This window comes from Streptomyces sp. NPDC043427 (assembly GCF_056436655.1).
Genome location: NZ_JBWKCC010000010.1, coordinates 67402 through 88183, shown reverse-complemented (window position 1 = coordinate 88183; position 20782 = coordinate 67402). Strand labels below are relative to the sequence as shown.

The window sequence follows — 20782 nt, the reverse complement described above, 5'->3', positions numbered from 1 at the left end:
CTACGTGAGGCCCGCCGCGACCGCCTTCTCGGTCTCCGCGCGTACGACCGCCTCCTGCTCCGGCAGCAGCGGTACACGGGGCGGGCGGCAGGCGCCGCCGTGACGGCCGACGATGTCCATGGACAGCTTGATCGCCTGCACGAACTCCACGCGGGAGTCCCAGCGCAGCAAGGGGTGCAACTGCCGGTACAGGGGCAGCGCGGTGTCGAGGTCCCCGGCGACGGCGGCGCGGTACAGCTCCACCGACGCCCGCGGCAGAGCGTTCGGGTAGCCGGCCACCCAGCCCTTGGCACCCGCCACCGCCAGCTCCAGCAGCACGTCGTCCGCCCCTATCAACAGGTCCAGTTCGGGGGCGAGTTCCGCGATCCGGTAGGCCCGACGGACATCACCGGAGAACTCCTTCACACCGTGGATGTGGCCCTCGGCGTGCAGGGCGGCGAGCAGTTCGGGCACCAGGTCGACCTTGGTGTCGATCGGGTTGTTGTACGCCACGATCGGCACGCCCGCCTTCGCGACCTCCGCGTAGTGGGCGAGCACCGAACGCTCGTCCGCGCGGTAGGAGTTGGGCGGCAGCAGCATCACGGCCGCGCAGCCCGCGTCGCGTGCCTGCTCGGCCCAGCGGCGCGACTCGGCCGAGCCGTACGCGGCGACCCCGGGCATCACCCGCGCGCCGCCGACCGCGGCCACGGCCGTCTCGACGACCTTGGCGCGCTCCTCGGGGGTGAGCACCTGGTACTCGCCGAGCGAGCCGTTCGGTACGACGCCGTCGCAGCCGTTGTCGACCAGCCAGGCGCAGTGCTCGGCGTACCGGTCGTGGTCGACGGACAGGTCGTCGCGGAGCGGGAGCGCGGTGGCGACGAGAACGCCGCGCCAGGGGCGGTGCTGCGGGGTGGTCAGCGGGGTGTTCATCGGAAAGGGCCCCCTTCAGTAGGGTGTGACATATTACTGATCCGTCCTGTCCGCATCGGGCGAGCCGGCCTGCGTGGCGAGCACCCCGAGCGGTACCGGCCGGGCCAGCATCCTCTTGTCCGGGGTGAGTTCGCATCCGGCGACGCCCGCGACCCCGGGCGCGCACATCCGTCCCTGGCACCAGCCCATCCCGGCCCGCGTCAGCAGCTTCACGGTGCGCAGGTCGCCCGCGCCGAGTTCCCCGACGGCCTGCCGGACGGCACCGGCGGTGACCTCCTCGCAGCGACACACGAGGGTGTCGTCGGTGACCTGGTCCGCCCAGCGCGCGGGCGCCGCGTACGCCCCGTCGACCGCCGCGAAGAACGCCCGCATCCTGGTGCGGGCCCGGGCGGCCGCGGCCCACGCGCGCGGGTCGGGCACGGCCCCCGCCAGCCGCGCCGCGACCGACCGCCCGGCGATGTGCCCCTCGGCCAGCGAAAGGGCCGCGCCCCCGATCCCGGTGGCCTCCCCGGCGGCCCACACGCCCGGGACGTCGGTGCGCTGTTCGTCGTCGACATGCACGTTCGGCCCGTCGAGCCGGCAGCCGAGGCCCTCCGCGAGGTCGGTGTGCGGCAGCATGCCGTGCCCGACGGCGAGGGTGTCGCAGGCGATGCGCCGCTCGGTGCCCGGCGCGGGCCGGCCCTCGCCGTCCAGCGCGGCCACGCTCACCGCTTCGAGGCGTTCACCGCCGTGAGCCGCGACGACCGTGTGCCGCGTCCGCACCGGGATCCGGTGACGCACCAGCGCGGCCGCGTACCCGGCGCCCTCGGCGAGCTTGGCCGGCGCGGCGGCGAGGGCGCGGGTGCGCCGTACGAAGCCCTTCGGGTCGGCGGACTCGATCAGCGCGGCGACCTCCGCGCCCGCCGCGGCGAGCCCGGTCGCCACCGGCAGCAGCAGCGGCCCGGTGCCGGCCACGACCGCCCTGCGCCCGGGCAGTACGAGCCCGCCCTTCAGCATGGCCTGGGCGCCGCCCGCGGTGACCACACCGGGCAGAGTCCAGCCCGGGAAGGGGAGCACCTTCTCGTAGCCGCCGGTCGCGAGCAGTACCGCGTCGGCGCGTACGGCGGCGGGTTCCTCCTGCCCGGGGCCGAGGAGCGCGTGCACGGTGAATCCGGCTGACTGCCGCTCCACGCACCACACATGATGACCTCTCAGGTATGTGACGCGCCCGGCGGCGATATGCGCCTCCAGTCCGTCGCGCAGTCGCTCCCAGGTGCGCCACTGGTGGTGCAGCGCCTGAGGCCGACGGGCGCCGAGGCCCGGGGCGGGCTGTCGGTAGAACTGTCCGCCCGGCTCCGGGGCGGAGTCGACCAGGACGACACGCACACCCCGCGCGGCGGCCGCGAGGGTGGCGGCCAGCCCCGCGGGACCCGCGCCGACGACGGCGAGACACGGATGCTCAGTCACCGTGCCCCGTCCCCTCCTGCGTACGGATCTCCGCCCCGGGTTCGGCCGGAACCAGGCAGGCCCGCTGGTTGGGGCGTCCGTCGACGGTGACCAGGCAGTCGAAGCAGACGCCGATCCCGCAGAACACACCACGCGGTCGCCCCCCGCCCCGTGTGGTGCGCCAGGAGTGGATCCCCGCCGACCACAGCGCCGCGGCCACCGTCTGCCCGGGCAGCGCCTCGATCTCCCGCCCGTCGAAGGTGACGGTGAACGGAGTGCCGGGCCGTGCCCGCGCCAGGTCCAGGGGATTCACGAAGCGGCCTCCTCGGCGAAGCGGTCGGGGCGGAACGGCGCGAGGTCCAGGTCGGGAGTCGCGCCGCCCAGCACCTGTGCGATCAGATGCCCGGTGCCGGTGGCGAGTCCGATGCCCGCGCCTTCGTGCCCGCAGGCGTGGAACAGGCCCGGCACCCGTGGATCGGGGCCCACGGCGGGCAGGTGGTCCGGCAGGTAGGGCCGGAAACCGAGATACGTGCGCATCGCCCGTACCCGTTCCAGGAACGGGAACAGCCGTGTCGCCCCCGCCGCCAGCGCCCGGATCACCGGCGGTGAGAAGGACCGGTCGAAGCCCACCCGTTCGCGGCTGGCGCCGATGAGGACGGGGCCCGCGGCGGTTCCCTCGACCACCGGTGAGGTCTGGAGCGCCGCCGAGTCGCTCGCCACGTCGGCCACGTAGTCCGCGGCGTACACCTTGTGGCGCACCCGGCGCGGCAGGGGCTCGGTGACCAGGACGAAGCCGCGCCGGGGGAGGACCGGCAGGTGTACTCCCGCGAGCCGGGCCACCTCACCGCCCCATGTGCCGGCCGCGCTCACCACGGCCGGCGCGTACAGGTCGCCCCGGTCGGTCGCGACGCCGCGAACCGCACCGTCGGGGCCGCGCAGCACCCGCGTCACCGTCCGGCCGGTCTCCAGGTGTGCGCCCGAGGCCCGTAGGAGGTGTGCGGCGGCCAGGGTGGGCATGACCTGGGCGTCCTGGGGGTAGAGCACACCGCCTGCCAGACCGGGCGCCAAGTGCGGTTCCAGTGCGTGGAGTTGGTCCGCACCGACGCTCACCGTCTCGACACCGGCGGCGCGTTGGGCGGCGGCCAGCTCCGTGAGGGCGGTGAGCCCTTCGGGGGTGGCGGAGACGACCACCCCGCCCTTGGGCTCGTACTCGACGGCGGTGCCCAGCTCGTTGGCCAGGTCGGTCCACAGCCGGCTGGACAGCAGGGCGAGTTCGAGTTCCGGGCCGGGCTCCTTGTCGGAGACGAGCAGGTTGCCCTCGCCCGCGCCGGTCGTGCCGCCGGCCACCGGGCCGCGGTCCACCACGACGACGTCGAGCCCGGCACGGGCCGCGTACAGCGCACAGGCGGCGCCGACCATGCCGGCACCGACGACCACGACGTCACAGAGTCGGTTGGTCACGGCAGTAATATGTCACATACTTCAGTAGCGCCAACAGCCCCCGCCGCATGCCGGGGGAGTCGCCCGCGAGGGTTCTGCCGCGCCGCGCAGCCCGTCACTCCACGCTCGGCTCCTGCGCCGGAGTCCGGCCGGCCTGGACGTCCTTCAACCGCTGGGTGCCCTCCTTCACCGCCTGCTCTGTGCTGTCGTGGTCGGCCCCGTCGAGCCCTCCGTTGGTGACCGTGATCGCGTCCGTGCCGACCCGGACGGCGGCGACGTCCAGGGTGAGCGTGACGGGGGAGCCGTCCGCGATGCCCTTCACCGTCACCGTCAGACCCTGCCGGGCGTCGCCCTCCTTGGGCAGGGAGGCCTCCACCACCTGCACGGTCCGCTCGCCGCCCGCGCCGGTCGCGGTGAACTGGTCGCACTGGTCCGGCAGGGAAGCCAGCCAGGCCGACGACTTGTCGAGGTCGGCCCTGCGGTGGGCGGCGACCTGGTAGAGGAGCCGGGCGTCGCCCTCGCGGAAGCCGGTGAGCGCCGACGCGCCGTACGGCTTGCCCAGGAGGTCGTCGTCGTACAGCGAGTCGAGCAGGCTCTGGCAGTCGGTGGCGTCCGCCTCGGCGGTGAGGAGGTCGGCCAGGTCCACCTTGCCGACGAGCAGGGAGTCCCGCCAGCCGCCCGCGCCCTTGACCTGCGTCCAGTCGTCCTCCAGGTCACCCTCCGTGATGAGCGCCGTCCGGGCCCCGGCCTCGGTGAGGGGCGCGGCGGCCGACGCGGTGGTGGTCTGCCCGGCCACCGGGGAGGCGGCGCCCGCACCGGTGTCCGTGTCACCGCCGTCCCCGTCCGAGGAACAGGCCGCCGTGGTGAACAGCGTGCCCGCGGCCAGGGCGGCGGCGAGGACACGGGCAGGACGGGACGGACATGGGGTCATCACGGACGCCTCCTGAGGACGGCCCCCGGGTGTGCGAAGACGCTCGGTTTCCCTGCGCACCCCGGGTGCTCTTCTCGCATGCTCCCTCCCACGGCACCACCGGGCCCCGCGCGGGACCAGCGCACAGCGCCGTACGAGTGAGAAAAATGCCAGGTGGCCGACCCCGTCGGCGCGGCATCATTACTGGTCCGCCGCCCCGCCAAGGGGGCGTGACACCACCACCGGGGGCAGTCGTGACCGTCGAGAACATCCTGCTGTCGGGCGTCGTCGGCTCGACCGCGTACGGACTCGCCCGCGAGGGCTCCGACATCGACCGGCTCGGGATGTTCGCCGCGCCCACCGAGGAACTGCACGGCCTGCGCGGGCCGAAGGAGTCCCATGTCAGCACCGCACCGGACCGCACCCTGCACGAAGCGGCCAAGTGGTGCCGGCTCGCCCTCGGCGGGAACCCGACCGTGATGGAACTCGTCTGGCTGTCCGACGAGTTGTACGAGGTACGCACTGCGCTCGGTGACGAACTCATCGGCATCCGCGCCTCCTTCCTGAGCGCCCGACGCGTCCGCGACGCCTATCTCGGCTATGCCACACAGCAGTTCAGGAGGCTCCAGGGCCGGGGCGAAGGCTCGTTCTCCGCGGACTCCCGCAGGCGCTCCGCCAAACACGCCCGCCATCTCAAGCGGCTGTGCGAGCAGGGCTTCGAGCTGTACGCGGCCGGACGGTTGACCGTCCGGGTCGAGGACCCCGAGAGCTACCACCGCTTCGGCGAACAGGTCGCCGCCGACCCCACGGCCGCGCTGCCGCTGCTGCGCCGGTTCGAGACGGCGTTCACCGAGACGCGCTCCGTGCTGCCCGAGCAGCCCGACGAGTCGGCCGCCGACGCGTGGCTGCGCCGGGTCCGCCGCCACTTCTACTCCCGCGCCGAGCCGGGCGCGTGACGGAGAAAATATACGGGTGCGTGACGGCACTGCCCGCTCCTATACTCACCAAGTACCCAGCGCCGCCCACTGCTTGAGCGTTGGCGTCGTCGTGACGAGTGAGGGGAGAAGGCCATGCGTGACCGCACCGCTGTCGTCGTCTCCCCGTCCCGGTACGGGGTGATCCTCGTGTCCTCGGCGGTCCGGCGCCCGCTGCGCGGCCGGTGCCGGATGACCGAGACGACTGCCTGAGAACACCACCAGCTGTTCCTGCTCGCAGCCTGCTGACGTCACGTCAGCGGGCTGCGAGCACGCCTCGTCCGGATATCGCGCCGTCCCTTTCCTGAACACTTCGAAAGGCCACGGGCCGTGCGTACCCACCTCGACCGTCACCTCACCAACCCGCTCGCCGCCGTCCGCAACCTGGGCATCCTCGCCCACATCGACGCCGGCAAGACCACCGTCACCGAGCGGATCCTGTTCGCCACCGGGACCACGCACAAGCGCGGCGAGGTCCACGAGGGCACGACCGTCACCGACTTCGACCCCCAGGAGCGCGACCGTGGCATCACCATCTTCGCCGCGGCCGTCAGCTGCGCCTGGGACGGCCACCGCGTCAACCTGATCGACACCCCGGGACACGTCGACTTCGCCGACGAGGTGGAGCGTTCGCTGCGGGTGCTCGACGGCGCGGTCGCCGTGTTCGACGCGGTGGCGGGTGTGGAGCCGCAGAGCGAGTCCGTGTGGCGGCAGGCCGACCGGCACGGGGTGCCGAGGATCGCCTTCGTCAACAAGCTCGACCGGGCCGGCGCCGACCTCGACACGGCCGTCGCGTCGATCCGGGAGCGGTTGCATCCTGCCCCGCTCGTGGTGCAGCTGCCCATCGGTGCGGAGGACGCCTTCACCGGCGTCGTCGACCTGCTGCGCATGCGGGCTCTGACCTGGGGCGACGAGGGCGGTACCGCAGCCGAGGGCTCGGTGCCGGACGCCCTGCTCGAGGAGGCGCGGCGACGGCGCCGCCTGCTGGAGGAGGCCGTGGCGGAACGCCATCCCGCCGCGCTGGAGGAGTTCTGCGACCGGGAGACGCTCTCCGCGGACACCCTCGCCGTGGCGCTGCGCGACCTGACGCACAGCGGCGAGGGCGTGGTCGTGCTGTGCGGCTCCGCCTACCGCAACCGGGGCATCGAGCCGCTGCTCGACGCGGTGGTGGCCTATCTGCCGTCACCGTTGGACGTGCCGGCCGTATGCGGTGTCCACCATGGCGTCGACGAGCGACGGCCCGCCGACCCCGCGGCCCCGTTCGCTGCGCTCGCCTTCAAGGTGAACGCCACCCCCACGGGCCGCCTCACCTACCTGCGGGTGTACTCGGGAACGATCGAGAAGGGAGACACGGTGTGGGACGCGGGTGCGCGGCGCACCGAGCGGATCGGCCGGATTCTGCGGGTTCGGGCGGACCGCCACGCCCAGCTGGACCGGGCGGTCGCCGGAGACATCGTGGCCGTGGTCGGGCTGAAGTCCGCACGCGCGGGCTCGACCCTGTGCGCACCGGGCGCCCCGCTCGTCCTCGAACCGCCGAGTGTCGCCGACCCGGTCGTCTCCGTGGCGGTCGAGGCGCGCACGGGCACCGACGCCGAACGGCTTGCGTCGGCGCTGGCACGGCTGGCCGAGGAGGATCCCTCCCTGGTCGTCCGCACCGACGCGGAGACCGGCCAGACGGTGCTGTCCGGCATGGGTGAACTGCACCTGGAGGTCGCGGTGGAGAAGATCCGCCGAGACCAGGGGCTCGACGTCAATGTCGGCCGCCCCAGGGTGAGTTACCGCGAGACGGTAGCCCGTGGTGTGTCCTCTCTGGTCTTCCGGCACGTCAAACAGGACGGCGGCGCGGGGCAGTTCGCCCATGTCGTGCTCGACGTGGAGCCGCTGGAGTCCGAGGACGGCGCCGACGGCTTCGCGTTCCGCTCGACAGTCGTCGGCGGGCGGGTACCGCAGGAGTACGTCCGTGCCGTGGAGGCCGGCTGCCGGGACGCCCTCGCCGAGGGTCCCCTCGGCGGTCACCCGGTCACCGGGCTGAGCGTCACCCTCACCGACGGGGCGACCCATGTGAAGGACTCCTCCGAGATGGCCTTCCGCACGGCGGGCCGGCTCGCACTGCGGGAGGCGCTGCGCGGCTGCGCGGTGGTCCTCCTGGAGCCGGTCGTCGAGGTCACGGTCACCGTGCCCGAGGACGCCGTGGGCTCGGTCCTAGGCGACCTCGCCGCCCGGCGCGGCCGGGTGACGGGCTCGGCCACGCGCGGCGGCGCGGCGGTCGTCACCGCCACCGTCCCGCTGGCGGAGCTCTTCGGCTACGCGACCCGCCTGCGCAGCCGCACCCAGGGACGCGGCACCTTCACGTCCCGGCCCACGGGCTACGCCCCGGCACCGGCAGCCGCGCTCGCGCGGTGATGCAAGCGGGCGGCCCCACCTGGAGAAGGGTGGGGCCGCCCCGTACCGTCCACGAGGGCTCAGAGGGACGACACGACAGTCGACGGCACGGTCGACGGCCTCGGCGTAGGCTCCCCGGTGTCGTTGGCGGAATGCTCGCGCCATGCGCCCCGCGGGCCTGTATCCAGCAGGGTCGAGGAGCTGACCGGCCCCCGGTGGCACGGTCCGGCCATGCGAACGGACAAGCTCGCCATCGCCCAGCAGGCCGCGCTGCACATCGCCGCCATTCTCATCTGGATCCGACGCCGACCGAGGAGCCAGGACCTATGACAGCGGCTGACCGCCAAGGCCCGTCCGAGTGACGCCCCGGGGCGAGAACGTCATGGGCCCTATCCAGCCATGGCGGATGAGGGCGATCTGGGACGGCAGCGGTGACACCGGATCGACTGCCCTGCCGCGTGACCAGTTCTCGAACAACCCCTCCGTCGTCTCGACAGCCGCCACCACCATGGTGACCTTCAAGTCCCCATCGCTCCAGGTGTTCCACAGTGCCCAGCCCTCAGACCTGGGCTCGACGCCGATTCGCACGCACACCTCCTCGTACGCTTCCTCCACCCCGACCGGCATGGCCCCGGGCTTCAACACCGAGGCGCCGACGAGTCGGACCGGAGGCCGGTCCTCCTCCGTACAGCCATCGCCCTCGAAGTGGTAACTGCGCAGAGCCCGAGCAAGCGCGTTCACGTTGCGCTGCAGCGGTGTCGACTCTTCCGGGTCCGCCTGGAGCGAGAGCCATCCTTCGTTGGATGCCTCCACCCTGACGTGGTTGGCAAGGCGCTCAATCTCCCGGAGATAGTCCAGTTCGCTCAGCTGGGGTGAAGTCATGGCCCGAAGTTTCGCACCAGGTCAGTCGGCGCCGACACAGGTTATCGATCTGGCATGCAGCACCATGCGCACCGCAGGATCTAACGACGTTGTCGGCTATTGATATTCGAGTGTGCCGGCCTGGGGGTTCGGCTGGTGGGTGATTCAGCGGGCCGTCGTGCTGACGGGCACGAGTTCGGTGCCGGGCTTGCGGCGGGTAGCTCGCTGGGCGGAGCGGTCGGTCGCGCACTGCGTGGCCGTGCAGATCGCCGCGGCCCGCATCTCCCTCATGGACGAGATCCACCGGCGCCGGATCGGGGGCGAGAGTGTCGACGAGATCTGCCCGACCATGGTCGCGCTCGCGCAGGAGGTCTTCGGACTGGTGGAGAACGGGTTGGGCGAGTACGCGGTCCGTCGCTAGCGGCCGAACAACCGGAGCACAACGCGCGGCTATCGCGGCCAAACGGGTTGGCGGAGGCGCCGGCACCGCACGAAACGCGGTTGCCCGTCGCTTGCCCCGCTGACAGGCTCCCGCGCTGCCCACCTTCACCGCACCCGACGGGACCGCGCTCGCCTACCGGGCGACAGGCGACGGCCCACCTCTGGTCTGCCTGCCCGTGCGCTGGAGCTCTACCCGATGCCCCTCGGGGAGCAGACGTCGAGTTCTGCCCAGACACTCTTGCCGCTGGGCGGATACGGCTCCGTGCCTCAGCGGTCGGCCAGAGCGGCGACCAGGAGAACCGTCTGCGTGAGGGACTCCAAGGACGTAACCCCCCTCTCACTTCGCCGTGGGGCGTGACGGCTGGGCGCAGTTCGTGCGCTTTGTCGCGCACGACTGAGCCATTGCCGTAACACACCTCCGCGTGGTCAGTCGGAAACCCTGGCGCCCTTCCCCTTGCCCGCGCGGAGGGCACTGCCCACCAACAGAAGCACCAGCGACACGGCCGACGCGGCCCACGGCGCACCGCCGTCCGGCTCGGTGTCCGCGAACATGCTCGCGGAGAGCAGCGCGAAGAACACCCCCGTGGCCAGCGGGCCCGTCCCCGAGGGCATGCGGTCGGCTGTACGCCAGCGTCTGCGCGGGATCCACAGGCGGAGCAGTTCCGCAGTGATCGCCAGAGCCGCAAGCCGGGTCGTGATCCTGAACCACACCGGAGCCGTGGCGTCCTGCCCGCCTACGCCCAGGATCGCTGTCAAGCCGAGGAACACGATCGGCACGAGCCAGCCGAGGCTTGCCCGGACTCCGGTAGCCGGATGGATTGCCTGAACGTCAGCGGCTTTCGTGAGACTGACCCGTGGGCGGGCCGGCGTGTCCGAGGCCGGTGCGGACTCCGGGATGCGGGGAGAGGGGATGGCCGGCAGCGCCGGCGCCTCGGGAAGCGGCCGCAGGGCGCGGACCTGGGCTCGGCGGACACGGCGGCCCACATCACCGTACTGGTCGATGTGCGCGGACAGTTGTGCTTGGAGGGCGAGCAACTGCTCGGCCATGGCGTCGAACTCGGCCCGGCGTTCATCGGCGCGCAGGGCTGTCTCGCGGGTGGAGGCGGCGAGCTGCTCAAGAGCGTCGGCGTGCAGCCGTACTGCTTCGGCGCGTGCGGCTTCGGCGTCGCGAGGCGCCTCAGCCAACTGCTGGCGCAGACGTTCGCGTTCTGCCTCGATGATCTCGGCGATACGGTGCCGTTCGTCCGGCGGGAGTGTGTGCGGGGCGCGGGCCTCGGCGCGGGCGACGGCTGCCTGGCGCCACTCCATCAGGGGCCGGCCTCGGTGCTCGCCGATGCCGTTGATGTGGACCTTGCCGCCCTTCGCGCGGTGGATGTAGAGCACCTGGCCGCCCTTGCCGTTGGGTGCTGTGCCCCAGCTGACGCGCTTGAAGTCGGCGGCCGTTCTGATGCCCTGAGCCGCGAGGTCCCGGACCAGTCCGCTGCCGATGCCGTTCACCTGGCTCGCGGTGAGGTAGGTGCTGTTGAGCATCCGCTCGATGGACTCGCGGCGTAGGACCGCGAGAGCCTGCTTCTCCTGGTGCTCGCGCTTGCCGTCCAGTCCGCTCAGCTGCCGGTTGAGTGAACTCTCCTGACGCACGCGTCGCTCGTGGATGCGTTGAAGGGCCTTGCCGTGGGCGGCCTCGGCACGGTTGCGGTCCCTCGCCTCGCGGTTCAGGCGCCGCTGGTCGGAAACCTCGAAGGAGCGCCGTTTGACGAGGAGGCGGCGGTGGGCGCGGATGGACTCGAAGAGTCTGCGGCGCTCGGCGCGTATCTCCGACGGTGAGCGGGTGGTGGTCGGCGAGGCAGGGTTGTGCTTCTCCCGCTGCGGGATCGTGCTGTCGAACAACGGGGACTCTCTCAGGCGGCGGGACGGCGGGGGCCGTGGCCCGGGGATCGGTGGTGCATGCAGACATCGACCCTCCGCATGTGGAAATGGTTGCACCGTCGGGTGAGGAAAATGTGTTCCCCTGCCGCTACCCGCCGACGGCGCTGCCCGGGCGGTAGGCCTGCGGGTGGCGGCCCGCGGCCCGCGCGCCCGTGCTCCGGTTCAGCAGTCCCTGAACTCCGGCGACTGGTTCAGCACCTGCGACCGCGGCGACGTGAACCGGGCGTACGTCTCCCCGCCCCGCGCCTCCGGTCGGAACGCGGCGACGCGGTGGCAGTTCTGGAAGGCCAGGGTCACCTCGAAGTGGCGTTCCAGGCTGGTGCGGATGGCGTCGCTGGCGAGGGCGCGGAGGAGTTGGCCGCGCTCGTGCTCTGAGGGGGGAGGGGTCTGGTTGTCGGTGAAGTCGCGAGCCCCGGTGTGGAGTTCGGTGGCGAGGGAGGCGATGAGGTCGTAGGCGTAGGGGAGGGACGTGCGGACGGTGTTCACGAAGTCCTCTTCGCGGAGGGCGCCCTGCTCGGCTTCGGCGAGGAGCTTGGGGGAGACGTCGAGCGACATGATTGCGTGTCCTGTCTGGGATGGTTCTTCGAGGTCAGGTGAGTGAAGAGGGGCCCGGTACGAAGTCCGGGTCCACCTGTGCCGCCAGGTCGAGGCCGGTCGCCGCGTCCGCCCACGCGTGGGCGTTGCGCAGGTGGAAGTCGACGGCGTGGCGGTGGAGGGTCGGCCAGTCCTTGGGGCGGGAGTCGACCGCCTCGCGCAGCACACCGAGGGCGTGGCGGTTGTCAGGTTCCAGGGAATCCAGGGACAGGGCGCTCGCGCGGCCCTGCTCGGCCGAACGTACCCACGGCGAGTGCACCAGGTGGGTGAGGAGGTCGTCTCCCACTTCCTCCTTGAGGAAGAGCAGGTCGTCCTCGCCGGTCACCTTGTTGCCGACAACGACGAGCGGGATGCCGAACTCCTGGGCGTGGTCGCGGTACTGGCGGTGGACGGAGACGCCCTTGCGAGTGGGTTCGGCCACCAGGATCGTGAGGTCGAAGCGGGCGAAAAGGCCCGAGGCGAACGCGTCGGCGCCCGCCGTCATGTCGACGACGACGAACTCGCCAGGGCCGTCGACGAGGTGGCTCAGGTAGAGCTCGACCGCGCCGAGCTTGGAGTGGTAGCACGCCACCCCGAGGTCGCTCTCGTCGAACTCGCCCGTCACCATCAGCGGTACGCCGCCCACGCGTTGGACGTGACGCGCGTGCACCTCGTCGTCGCCGAGCGGGCGCAGCAGGCGGGAGCCGCGGCCCGGCGGAGTCGTCTTGATCATCGCTTCGCGGGAGGCGATGCGCGGGTTCGTACCGCGCAGGAAGTCCTTGATGTCGCCCAGGTGCGCGGCCAGCGGCGGGGCCGTGAACGTGCCGTCCGCGGGGTCGAGCGCCTCGGCCAGGTGTTGGTTGATGTCGCCGTCGATGGCGAGCACGGGCGCACCGGAGTGGGCCAGCCATCGGGAGAAGAGCGCCGACAGGGTGGTCTTGCCGCTGCCGCCCTTGCCGACGAACGCGACGCGCATTACCGCGCCGTCTTTTTGAAAATGAATGTCATGTCGTTAGGTTTTAGGCAGCTTCTCGATCACTGTCAAATCGACGGGCGGGTCGGGGTGAGGATGTCGTGACCGGACGCGCGGACGAGTGATCTTCGTTGATCCTTAATGCATATGATGTGCAAGTGCCTAGCTTCTGCATACGGCCCGCGGGCCCAGACGACCTCGACGGCGCCCGAGCTGTCATGCTCGACACCGTCTACCGCGACTTCGGCACCGGATACGTGCCCCGCTGGCACGGTGACATCGTCGACCCGGCCGCCGCGTATCTCGCCCCCGCCCGCCACACCCTCATCGTCGCGGTCGACGCGAGCGACGCCACCGTGGTCGCCACCGCCGCCCTCGACTCCCGCGGCCCGGCCCATCCGCCGAACCCTCGCTTCGTCGCCGAGCGTTTCCCCTCGGGCGAGACGGCCCAGCTGAGGCGCGTCTACGTCCGCCCCGAGCACCGCAGGCGCGGTCTCGCCCGGCGACTCGTCAGTGAACTCCTCGCCTTCGCGGCCGCGGACGGCGGCTATCGGTCGGTGTACCTCCACACCGATCCCTCCGTGCCCGGTGCCGAGGGCTTCTGGCGGTCGCTGGGCGAGGTCGTGCACGACGAACGCGGTGACGAGGGCGGTGGGCAGGGGATCGTGCACTTCGAGGTGCCGTTCGCGTTGCCGTTCGAGGATCATGCCGACGCTCAGCTCGAAGGCCCGCTCGCGACCGCGCAGGGGCGGTGACCCGTGCGTCTCCCGCGTTCCCGCTTCCTGGCAGCCCTCCTGCTCACCCCCCTCCTCACCGCCTGCTTCGCCTCCCGGGACGAGGGCACCTCGTCCTCCTCCGACGGCCAGAACGGCTCCCGCCTGCGCGTCGCCCTCGCCTTCCCGCCCGCCGAGAACCTCTCCCCGTACGGTGCCGACGCCACCCTCCTGAGCCGGCTCGGCGTCACCGAGGGGCTGACCGCCCTGGACGCCAACGGCGCCGCCGCCCCCGCGCTCGCCGCGTCCTGGCGCCGCGAGGACGACCGCACCTGGCTGTTCACGCTGCGCGAGGCCACCTTCCAGGACGGCACCGACGTCACGCCGTCCGCGGTCGCCGCCGCCCTCACCCACGCCACCGACGCCAAGCCCGCACCCGCCGCCCTCTCCGGCGTGAACCTCACGGCGAAAGCACAGGGCCGTACGGGCGTACGGGTAACCACCACCGCCCCCGACCCCGTCCTGCCGCTGCGACTCGCCAGCCCCAGCCTCGCCGTCCTCTCCCCGAACGCCTACGGCGCCACGGGCCAAGGCAACCAGGGCCAAGGGAACATGGGCCGCGTCGACCCGGTCGGCACCGCCACCGGCCCCTTCGAGCTCACCAAGGTCACCGGCAGCACCGCCGCAACCCTCGACCGCTACGACGACTACTGGGGCGGCCTCGCCCATGCCTCCGGCGTCTACGCCCGGTTCATCGCCGACGGCACCGCCCGCGCCAACGCCCTGCGCACCGGCCAGGTCGACATCGCCGAGGCGATCCCCGTCGCCCAGGCCGCCACCCTCGACAAGGGCACGCGCCGGGAAACCGCCACGACCCGCACCACGAGCCTGCTGCTCAACAGCAGGTCCGGCCCGTTCAAGGACCCGGCACTGCGCGCCGCCGCCCGCACCGCCGTCGACCCCGCAGCTCTCGCCCAGGGTGTCTACGAGGGGCACGCCGACCCCGGCGCCGGTATCTACGGCCCCGCCGTCAGCTGGGCCGAGGGCAAGCGGAGCAAGCCGACCGGACGCGCGCGGGCGGCGAAGGCCGACGGGACCTCCCTCACCCTCGCCACCTACAGCAACAGGCCCGAACTCCCGGAAGTCGCCCAGGTGGTGAAGCAGCAGCTGGAGAAAGCCGGGTTCACGGTCAAGCTCGAGGTGCGTGAGTACTCGCGGCTGGAGAGCGACACCCTGGCCGGGAAGTTCGACGCGTTCGTCGGCGCCCGCAACAGCCTGCTGGACACCGGCGACCCCGTCGCCCTGCTCGCCAGTGACTACACATGCGACGGTGGCTACAACCTCGCCCTGTTGTGCGACAAGGGCGTCGACCGGGCCGTGGCCGAGGCCGCGTATGCCGCCGACCCCGCCGAGCGGCAGGACGCGGCCATGGCCGCGGAGGCCGCGATCCTCGGCACCGACGCCGTCGTCCCGCTGGTCCACCAGCGCGTCATCACCGGCGTCGGCACCTCCGTGCGCGGGGCGCTCCTCGACCCGTACGAGCGCACCCTCGTCGGCTCCGGCACACGGCGCTGAACCCCGAGGAGCGCTGAACGATGAGGAGCACCCTCGGCACGCTGCTCTGGCGTGTCTGCCTCGGCGCGCTGCTGGTCTGCGGGATCGGGCTGCTGCCCTGGTTCTCGCACACCGACCCGGCGCTCACCGTGCTCAAGGCACGCTCGGCGGACCGGGACCCCACGCCGGAGGTGCTGGCCGACATCCGGGCCCAACTCGGCCTGGACGAAGGGCCGTTGCGTCTGCTGGGGGAGTGGCTCGGCGGGCTGCCGCGCGGTGACGCCGGGCGGTCGTGGATCTCCGGGGCGGAGGTCATGCCCGGAGTGCTCCATGCGCTCGGGGTGTCGTTGCTGCTCATGGCGGTGGCCCTCGTGGTCGCCGGCTGCACGGCCGCCCTGCTCTGCGCGCGCACCCTGCGCACCGGCGCGCCCCGACGCGCCGCGGGCTCGGCCTCCGCCGTGCTCGCCGCCCTGCCCGAGTTCCTCACGGCGTCCGTCCTCGCCACCGTCGTCGGCGTCCAGCTGGGCTGGCTGCCGGCCCTCGGCTGGTACGGCCCCCCATGGACCGTCCTGCCCGCCCTCGCCCTCGGTCTGCCCGCCGGTGCCGTCCTGGGGCGGCTGCTCGACGATCTGCTGCCCGGCGCCTTCGCCGAGCCCTGGGCGCTGGCCGCCGCCGCACGCGGACTCCCCCGCAGGAGCATCGCCCGCCAGGCGCTGCGGCGCTGCCTGCCCGGACTGCTGCCCAACATCGGCCTGTTCGTCGTCGGTCTGACCGGCGGCTCGGTCGCGGTCGAGCAGGTCTTCGACATCCCGGGCCTGGGCCGTACGACCCTCCAGGCCGCTCTCGCCCAGGACCTGCCCGTCCTCCAGGCCGGCACACTCCTCCTCGTCCTGCTCGCGGCCGTCACGACGGGCGCCACCCACCTCGCCGCCCGCCGCCTCGTCGGGCCGGCCCTGCGCGACGGCGTCCTGTCCTCACTCCACCGTCCGCAGCGGCCAGAGGTGGGCGCGGCCCGCAGGATCCTGCATTCTGTATACGGCATAACGCTGTTCGTCGTCATCGCGCTCGGCCTCCCCCGCGACCCGCTCGCCCTCGACACCACAGCACGCCTCCGACCCCCCTCCCCGTCCCATCCGTTCGGCACCGACGCCCTCGGCCGGGACATGCTCGCCCGTATCGCCCACGGGGCTCTCGACACACTCGCCCTCGCCCTCGCCATCAGCGCGGCAGCCCTGCTCGCCGGCGTCGTACTCGGCCTGCTGCCCCGGTTCTCCGGACCGGCCGTCGACACCGTCAACGCCGTACCACCCGTCCTCGTCGCACTTCTCGTCACCGCGGCCTCGGGAAGCGGGCCCTTCACCCCCGCGCTCGCCGTGACCGCCGTCGCCTGGGCGCCGCTCGCCGCGCACACCTCGGCGCTGCTGCGGCAGGAGCGCGCCACCCTCCACCTCACCGCCACCCGCGCCCTGGGCGCCGGCCCCTGGCATGTGCTGCGCCACGAGCTCCTGCCCGCCGTGCTCCCGCCCGTCACCCGCCACGCCCTGCTCCGCCTGCCCGGTGTCGCCCTCGCCCTCGCCTCCCTCGGCTTCCTCGGCCTCGGCGCCCAGCCGCCTTCCCCGGAGTGGGGCCTGCTGCTCGCCGAGAACCAGCCCTACGCCGAGCGCGCCCCCTGGGCGGTCCTCGCCCCGGCCGCCGTACTCGCCCTGCTCGGCACACTCGCCGTGGCGGCGGCGGCCGGTGGGGTGCGACGACGGCGACCGGGACAGCGTGGGGCGACCGAAGAGGCAGCCCAACCGCGCATGTCCAAACCGGAGTTGGCGACCACACGATGACCGCGCTCTTCGCTCCTCGGTCTCCGGGCTGATCGTGCTGCTCGGCAGCGCCGCCACCGGCACCCTCCTCGACGCGGGCCTGCCGGCGCCCGTGCCCTGGCTCGTGCTGGCCGCCATACCGGGCGCCGCGATCGCGCTCCTGCCGCGACGGCCGTAGCACTCCAGCCGCGACGGCCGTAGCACGACACGTCGAAGGGCCCGGATCGCACGCACGATCCGGGCCCTTCGACGTGTGCTCGGTTCACCCAGCGGCCAGCTCCAGCACCTGCTTCTTCCCCTGCCTGTGCTCCTGCTCCTGCTCCTGCTCCTGCGCCTCCTGGGCGACGACCCGCGAGGTCCGCCACAGCCACAGCACGTCACGGCCGAACGACCACACCAGTGATCCCAGTGCCAGCAGCGCGACCGCGAAGTTGGCCTCGTACGGCAGCAGCTGCGAGCCCGCGAGGAGCAGGCATATGCCCTGGAGCGCGGCCACCGTCTTGCGGGCGGTGCTCGGCGGGAGCGCGGCGTTGAGCCAGGGCCAGACGCGGGCCGCGGCGACGAACGCGTAGCGCATGCCGCCCATCAGCAGGACCCAGGGGCCGAGCTGCGTCGAGACGTAGACGCTCAGCACCAGGATCAGGAAGGCGTCGACCTCCATGTCGAAGCGGGCGCCGAGCGCCGTCGACGTGCCGGTACGGCGGGCGACCTTGCCGTCGACGCCGTCGAGGATCAGCGCGACCGTCGTCAGGACCACGAGGAGGGTGACCGGCGGCGAGCTCTCGAAGGAGTCGGCGACCAGGGCGGTCACCCCGCCCACGAGGGTGGCCCGGCCGAGGGTGACCCGGTTCGCGGGGCCGAAGGAGCGCAGCCGGGAGCGGTGCAGGGCCCGGGAGAGCACCGCCCAGGAGGCGATGGCGAAGACGAGACCGGTCACCCAGCCCGCGGTGCCCATGCCTATCCCCGTGCCGAGCACGGCCAGAAGCAGGATCTGAACACCCGCGCCCACCGCGGTCTCCTGCTGGACCAGCCTCGCCTCGTAAGTGTGGTTCAGGGCCACCGAACATCCTCCGGCCGTGTGACAGAGTCGATCAGTGCCGCGTACTGTGCGCGGCCTGTGCACACCTCGGTACGCACACAAGTTCCCGATCGTTCAGGAGGACCTCGATGAAGCGCACCGCACGTGCGTTTTGGCTCAGCTCCCCAGGTGCGGGCGAGATACGCGACGTCGACCTTCCGAATCCCGCCGAGGGCGAGGTCGTGGTCCGCGCGCTCTACTCCGGAGTCAGCCGCGGCACGGAGACCCTGGTCTTCCGCGGCGGGGTGCCCGAGAGCCAGCACGCGGCGATGCGAGCGCCGTTCCAGGAGGGCGACTTCCCGGCTCCCGTGAAGTACGGCTACCTCGGCGTCGGGGAGGTGGAGGAGGGGCCGCGGGAACTCGTCGGCCGTACCGTCTTCTGCCTCTACCCGCACCAGACCCGCTACGTCGTGCCCGTGAGTGCCGTCACACCGGTACCGGAGAACGTGCCCGCCGAACGGGCCGTCCTCGCCGGCACCGTGGAGACCGCCGTGAACGCGCTGTGGGACGCGGCTCCGCTGGTCGGCGACCGGATCGCCGTGGTCGGCGGCGGCATGGTCGGCTGCTCGGTCGCCGCGCTGCTCGCCCGCTTCCCCGGCGTACGGGTGCAGTTGGTGGACGCCGACCCGGCCCGCGCCAAGGTCGCCCAGGCGCTCGGCGTCGACTTCGCCGCCCCCGAGGACGCTCTCGACGGCTGTGACCTCGTCGTCCACGCCAGCGCCACCGAGCAGGGACTCGCCCGCTCCCTGGAACTCCTCAGCGCCGAGGGCACCGTCCTCGAACTCAGCTGGTACGGCGACCGACAGGTGAGCCTCCCGCTCGGCGAGGCCTTCCACTCCCGGCGGCTCGTCATCCGCAGCAGCCAGGTCGGCACCGTCTCCCCGGCCCGCCGCTCCAGCCGTACGTACGCCGACCGCCTCACCCTCGCCCTGGAGCTGCTCGCCGACCCGGCGCTCGACGCGCTCGTCACGGGGGAGAGCGCGTTCGAGGAGCTGCCGGAGGTGATGCCGAAGCTCGCGTCGGGCGAGATCCCGGCGCTGTGTCACCGGGTCAGGTACAGCAAAAGCGCCTGACCTGAGAAAAGAGTGAGATCCGGCTGAACGCGGGGAAGCGAAGAGCCGTACTAGTCGGCATCCCCCGGCAGGACTTCGCCGGGGGACCAGACGCGCCGCACCTGGAGGGTCGTCCGTTGTTCAGTGTCACCGTCCGCGATCACATCATGATCGCCCACAGCTTCCGCGGCGAGGTCTTCGGACCCGCGCAGCGCCTGCACGGAGCGACGTTCCTCGTGGACGCCACATTCCGGCGTGAGCAGCTGGACGACGACAACATCGTCGTCGACATCGGACTGGCCACCCAAGAGCTCGGGGCCGTCGTCAGCGAGTTGAACTATCGCAACCTCGACAACGAACCCGACTTCGCCGGGATCAACACCTCCACCGAGTTCCTGGCCAAGGTCATCGCCGACCGGCTCGCCGAGCGCATCCACAAGGGCGCCCTCGGCGAGGGCGCCAAGGGCATCGCGGGCCTCTCCGTCACCCTGCACGAGTCGCACGTCGCCTGGGCGAGTTACGAGCGTGCGCTGTGACCGACGTGACCCTGGAGAAGCCGGCCACGCCGACGGCGGCCCTCGCCTACGTGCCCGTGCAGCACTCCGCTCTCAAGAACGCCGACATCATCCCCATGTCTCTGCGCTCCGTGCACTTCGTCATGCCGGGCGGTGTCGACGACCTGGCCCAGCCCAGCGGCGGCAACGCCTACGACCGCCGGGTCTGCCTGGACCTCCCCGGTTTCGGCTGGCAGGTCCACAAGCACCTGGTCGACGGTGAGTGGCCCCGGCCCGGCGCCGCCGCCCGTGCGGAACTCGCGCGGACACTGCGCGAGTTGCCGGACGGTACGGCCGTCCTCATCGACGGACTCGTCGCCTGCGGCGTCCCGGAGATCATCGTCCCCGAGGCAGACCGGCTGGGCCTCGCCGTGCTGGTGCACCTGCCGCTCGGCGACGAGCGGGGAATCTCGCCCGAGGTGGCGACGGAACTCGACGCCAAGGAGCGCGCGGTGCTGCGGGCGGTCCCCGCGGTGATCGCCACCAGCGACTGGGCGGTCCGCCGTCTCGTCTCCCACCACGGCCTCGCCCCCGAGCGCGTGCACGTGGCGGCGCCGGGCGCCGACATCGCGCCCCTCGCCTCCGGCACCGACGGCGTATCGCGCCTGTTGTGCGTGGCCGCGGTGACACCGCGCAAGGGGCAGCACCGGCTCGTCGAGGCGCTCGCCGCGGTCACCGACCTGCCGTGGAGCTGCGTGTGCGTCGGCGGCCTGAACCAGGACCCCGAGTACGTCGCCCATCTGCGCGGACTCATCAAGAAGTACGGCTTGGAGGACCGCCTGGAGCTGGCGGGGCCCCGGTCCGGCGCCGCGCTCGACGCCAGTTACGCCACCGCCGACCTGATGGTCCTCACCTCGTACGCCGAGACGTACGGCATGGCGGTGACCGAGGCGCTCGCGCGCGGCATCCCCGTCCTCGCGACGGACGTCGGCGGCCTGCCCGAGGCGGTCGGCCGGGCCCCCGACGGCGGGGTCCCCGGCATTCTCGTACCGCCGGAGGACCCTGCCGCGCTCGCCGCGGAGCTGCGCGGCTGGTTCGGCGAGGCGGACGTCCGACGCCGCCTCAAGGCCGCCGCACGCGGCCGACGCGCCGCCCTCGACGGCTGGGCGACGACCGCGAAGAGCCTCGCCGGCGTACTGGGCCGGCTCCCCAGCGACCCCCGGAGGGCGGCATGAGGAAGACGACGGCGACCCCGGTCGACATGGC

Annotated in this window: 20 protein-coding genes and 1 pseudogene; 11 read left to right on the top strand and 10 right to left on the bottom strand. The window is 72.5% G+C overall.

The window, feature by feature from the left end; all coding sequences use genetic code 11:
* From AC067M_RS18700 to AC067M_RS18680, 5 genes are all read right to left on the bottom strand, one after another.
* A complete protein-coding gene (locus AC067M_RS18700; protein ID WP_478698224.1) occupies positions 1 to 897 on the bottom strand; it encodes a dihydrodipicolinate synthase family protein in 897 nt (298 codons plus the stop codon).
* A 45-nt stretch (positions 898 to 942) separates the two neighbouring features.
* Positions 943 to 2355 (bottom strand): FAD-dependent oxidoreductase, encoded by a 1413-nt coding sequence (locus AC067M_RS18695; protein WP_478698085.1) that lies wholly within the window; start codon positions 2353 to 2355, stop codon positions 943 to 945.
* On the bottom strand, positions 2348 to 2647 hold the full coding sequence (locus tag AC067M_RS18690) for a (2Fe-2S)-binding protein (protein ID WP_478698084.1): 300 nt from the start codon (positions 2645 to 2647) through the stop codon (positions 2348 to 2350). The genes AC067M_RS18695 and AC067M_RS18690 overlap by 8 nt, the downstream gene beginning before the upstream one ends.
* Positions 2644 to 3795: an NAD(P)/FAD-dependent oxidoreductase gene (locus AC067M_RS18685; RefSeq protein ID WP_478698083.1), complete on the bottom strand. Its 1152-nt coding sequence runs from the start codon at positions 3793 to 3795 to the stop codon at positions 2644 to 2646. The genes AC067M_RS18690 and AC067M_RS18685 overlap by 4 nt, the downstream gene beginning before the upstream one ends.
* Before the next feature lie 94 nt (positions 3796 to 3889).
* Positions 3890 to 4705, bottom strand: a complete 816-nt coding sequence (locus tag AC067M_RS18680; protein ID WP_478698082.1) for a hypothetical protein — start codon at positions 4703 to 4705, stop codon at positions 3890 to 3892.
* A 233-nt stretch (positions 4706 to 4938) separates the two neighbouring features.
* On the opposite strand from AC067M_RS18680, the gene AC067M_RS18675 reads away from it, so the two are divergent.
* The 3 genes and pseudogenes from AC067M_RS18675 to AC067M_RS18665 form a co-directional block, all read left to right on the top strand.
* A complete protein-coding gene (locus AC067M_RS18675; RefSeq protein ID WP_478698081.1) occupies positions 4939 to 5640 on the top strand; it encodes a nucleotidyltransferase domain-containing protein in 702 nt (233 codons plus the stop codon).
* A 348-nt stretch (positions 5641 to 5988) separates the two neighbouring features.
* On the top strand, positions 5989 to 8061 hold the full coding sequence (gene fusA, locus AC067M_RS18670; RefSeq protein WP_478698080.1) for an elongation factor G: 2073 nt from the start codon (positions 5989 to 5991) through the stop codon (positions 8059 to 8061).
* Positions 8062 to 8253: 192 nt separating this feature from the next.
* Positions 8254 to 8370, top strand: a pseudogene (locus AC067M_RS18665) (IS5/IS1182 family transposase); the annotation flags it as partial.
* Here the strand turns inward: AC067M_RS18665 and AC067M_RS18660 are convergent.
* On the bottom strand, positions 8365 to 8922 hold the full coding sequence (locus AC067M_RS18660) for a hypothetical protein (protein WP_478698079.1): 558 nt from the start codon (positions 8920 to 8922) through the stop codon (positions 8365 to 8367). The pseudogene AC067M_RS18665 and the gene AC067M_RS18660 overlap by 6 nt on opposite strands.
* A 187-nt stretch (positions 8923 to 9109) precedes the next feature.
* Here AC067M_RS18660 and AC067M_RS18655 point away from each other — a divergent pair, with 187 nt between their 5' ends.
* Positions 9110 to 9322: a hypothetical protein gene (locus tag AC067M_RS18655; protein ID WP_478698078.1), complete on the top strand. Its 213-nt coding sequence runs from the start codon at positions 9110 to 9112 to the stop codon at positions 9320 to 9322.
* 446 nt (positions 9323 to 9768) lie between these two features.
* On the opposite strand, the gene AC067M_RS18650 is transcribed toward AC067M_RS18655, so the two are convergent.
* The 3 genes from AC067M_RS18650 to AC067M_RS18640 all read right to left on the bottom strand — a co-directional run bounded on the left by AC067M_RS18650 (position 9769) and on the right by AC067M_RS18640 (position 12817).
* Positions 9769 to 11229: a hypothetical protein gene (locus AC067M_RS18650; protein ID WP_478698077.1), complete on the bottom strand. Its 1461-nt coding sequence runs from the start codon at positions 11227 to 11229 to the stop codon at positions 9769 to 9771.
* Between the two features lie 201 nt (positions 11230 to 11430).
* Complete coding sequence (locus AC067M_RS18645; protein WP_478698076.1) at positions 11431 to 11823, bottom strand: SCO5389 family protein; 393 nt, start codon at positions 11821 to 11823, stop codon at positions 11431 to 11433.
* Positions 11824 to 11857: 34 nt separating this feature from the next.
* Positions 11858 to 12817, bottom strand: coding sequence for an ATP-binding protein (locus AC067M_RS18640; protein ID WP_478698075.1), 960 nt, complete (start codon positions 12815 to 12817; stop codon positions 11858 to 11860).
* A gap of 215 nt (positions 12818 to 13032) precedes the next feature.
* Here AC067M_RS18640 and AC067M_RS18635 point away from each other — a divergent pair, with 215 nt between their 5' ends.
* The 4 genes from AC067M_RS18635 to AC067M_RS18620 are packed head-to-tail and all read left to right on the top strand — an operon-like array spanning position 13033 to position 17070.
* A complete protein-coding gene (locus tag AC067M_RS18635; protein WP_478698223.1) occupies positions 13033 to 13569 on the top strand; it encodes a GNAT family N-acetyltransferase in 537 nt (178 codons plus the stop codon).
* 3 nt (positions 13570 to 13572) lie between these two features.
* Positions 13573 to 15102, top strand: coding sequence for an ABC transporter substrate-binding protein (locus AC067M_RS18630; RefSeq protein ID WP_478698074.1), 1530 nt, complete (start codon positions 13573 to 13575; stop codon positions 15100 to 15102).
* Between the two features lie 20 nt (positions 15103 to 15122).
* The gene (locus AC067M_RS18625) at positions 15123 to 16913 is read left to right on the top strand and encodes an ABC transporter permease subunit (RefSeq protein ID WP_478698073.1); all 1791 of its coding nucleotides are present in this window, start codon (positions 15123 to 15125) and stop codon (positions 16911 to 16913) included.
* Positions 16914 to 16947: 34 nt separating this feature from the next.
* Complete coding sequence (locus tag AC067M_RS18620; protein ID WP_478698072.1) at positions 16948 to 17070, top strand: hypothetical protein; 123 nt, start codon at positions 16948 to 16950, stop codon at positions 17068 to 17070.
* An 84-nt stretch (positions 17071 to 17154) separates the two neighbouring features.
* Here the strand turns inward: AC067M_RS18620 and AC067M_RS18615 are convergent, their stop codons facing one another.
* Positions 17155 to 17952, bottom strand: a complete 798-nt coding sequence (locus AC067M_RS18615) for a CDP-alcohol phosphatidyltransferase family protein (RefSeq protein ID WP_478698071.1) — start codon at positions 17950 to 17952, stop codon at positions 17155 to 17157.
* Between the two features lie 107 nt (positions 17953 to 18059).
* Between AC067M_RS18615 and AC067M_RS18610 the strand changes: the two genes are divergently transcribed.
* From AC067M_RS18610 to AC067M_RS18600, 3 genes are all read left to right on the top strand, one after another.
* Positions 18060 to 19043, top strand: coding sequence for a zinc-dependent alcohol dehydrogenase (locus AC067M_RS18610; protein WP_478698070.1), 984 nt, complete (start codon positions 18060 to 18062; stop codon positions 19041 to 19043).
* Positions 19044 to 19159: 116 nt separating this feature from the next.
* Entirely contained in the window at positions 19160 to 19558 is a 399-nt protein-coding gene (locus AC067M_RS18605; protein WP_133925701.1) for a 6-pyruvoyl trahydropterin synthase family protein, read from the top strand.
* On the top strand, positions 19555 to 20751 hold the full coding sequence (locus AC067M_RS18600) for a glycosyltransferase family 4 protein (RefSeq protein ID WP_478698069.1): 1197 nt from the start codon (positions 19555 to 19557) through the stop codon (positions 20749 to 20751). The genes AC067M_RS18605 and AC067M_RS18600 overlap by 4 nt, the downstream gene beginning before the upstream one ends.
* Positions 20752 to 20782 lie beyond the last annotated feature (31 nt).

Excerpts from the sequence above, each read along its gene's own strand:
- AC067M_RS18625 (WP_478698073.1), top strand. The coding sequence starts at position 15,123 with ATGAGGAGCACCCTCGGCACGCTGCTCTGGCGTGTCTGCCTCGGCGCG.
- AC067M_RS18635 (WP_478698223.1), top strand. The coding sequence starts at position 13,033 with ATGCTCGACACCGTCTACCGCGACTTCGGCACCGGATACGTGCCCCGC.
- AC067M_RS18660 (WP_478698079.1), bottom strand. The coding sequence starts at position 8,922 with ATGACTTCACCCCAGCTGAGCGAACTGGACTATCTCCGGGAGATTGAG.
- AC067M_RS18640 (WP_478698075.1), bottom strand. The coding sequence starts at position 12,817 with ATGCGCGTCGCGTTCGTCGGCAAGGGCGGCAGCGGCAAGACCACCCTG.
- AC067M_RS18680 (WP_478698082.1), bottom strand. The coding sequence starts at position 4,705 with ATGACCCCATGTCCGTCCCGTCCTGCCCGTGTCCTCGCCGCCGCCCTG.
- AC067M_RS18610 (WP_478698070.1), top strand. The coding sequence starts at position 18,060 with ATGAAGCGCACCGCACGTGCGTTTTGGCTCAGCTCCCCAGGTGCGGGC.
- AC067M_RS18645 (WP_478698076.1), bottom strand. The coding sequence starts at position 11,823 with ATGTCGCTCGACGTCTCCCCCAAGCTCCTCGCCGAAGCCGAGCAGGGC.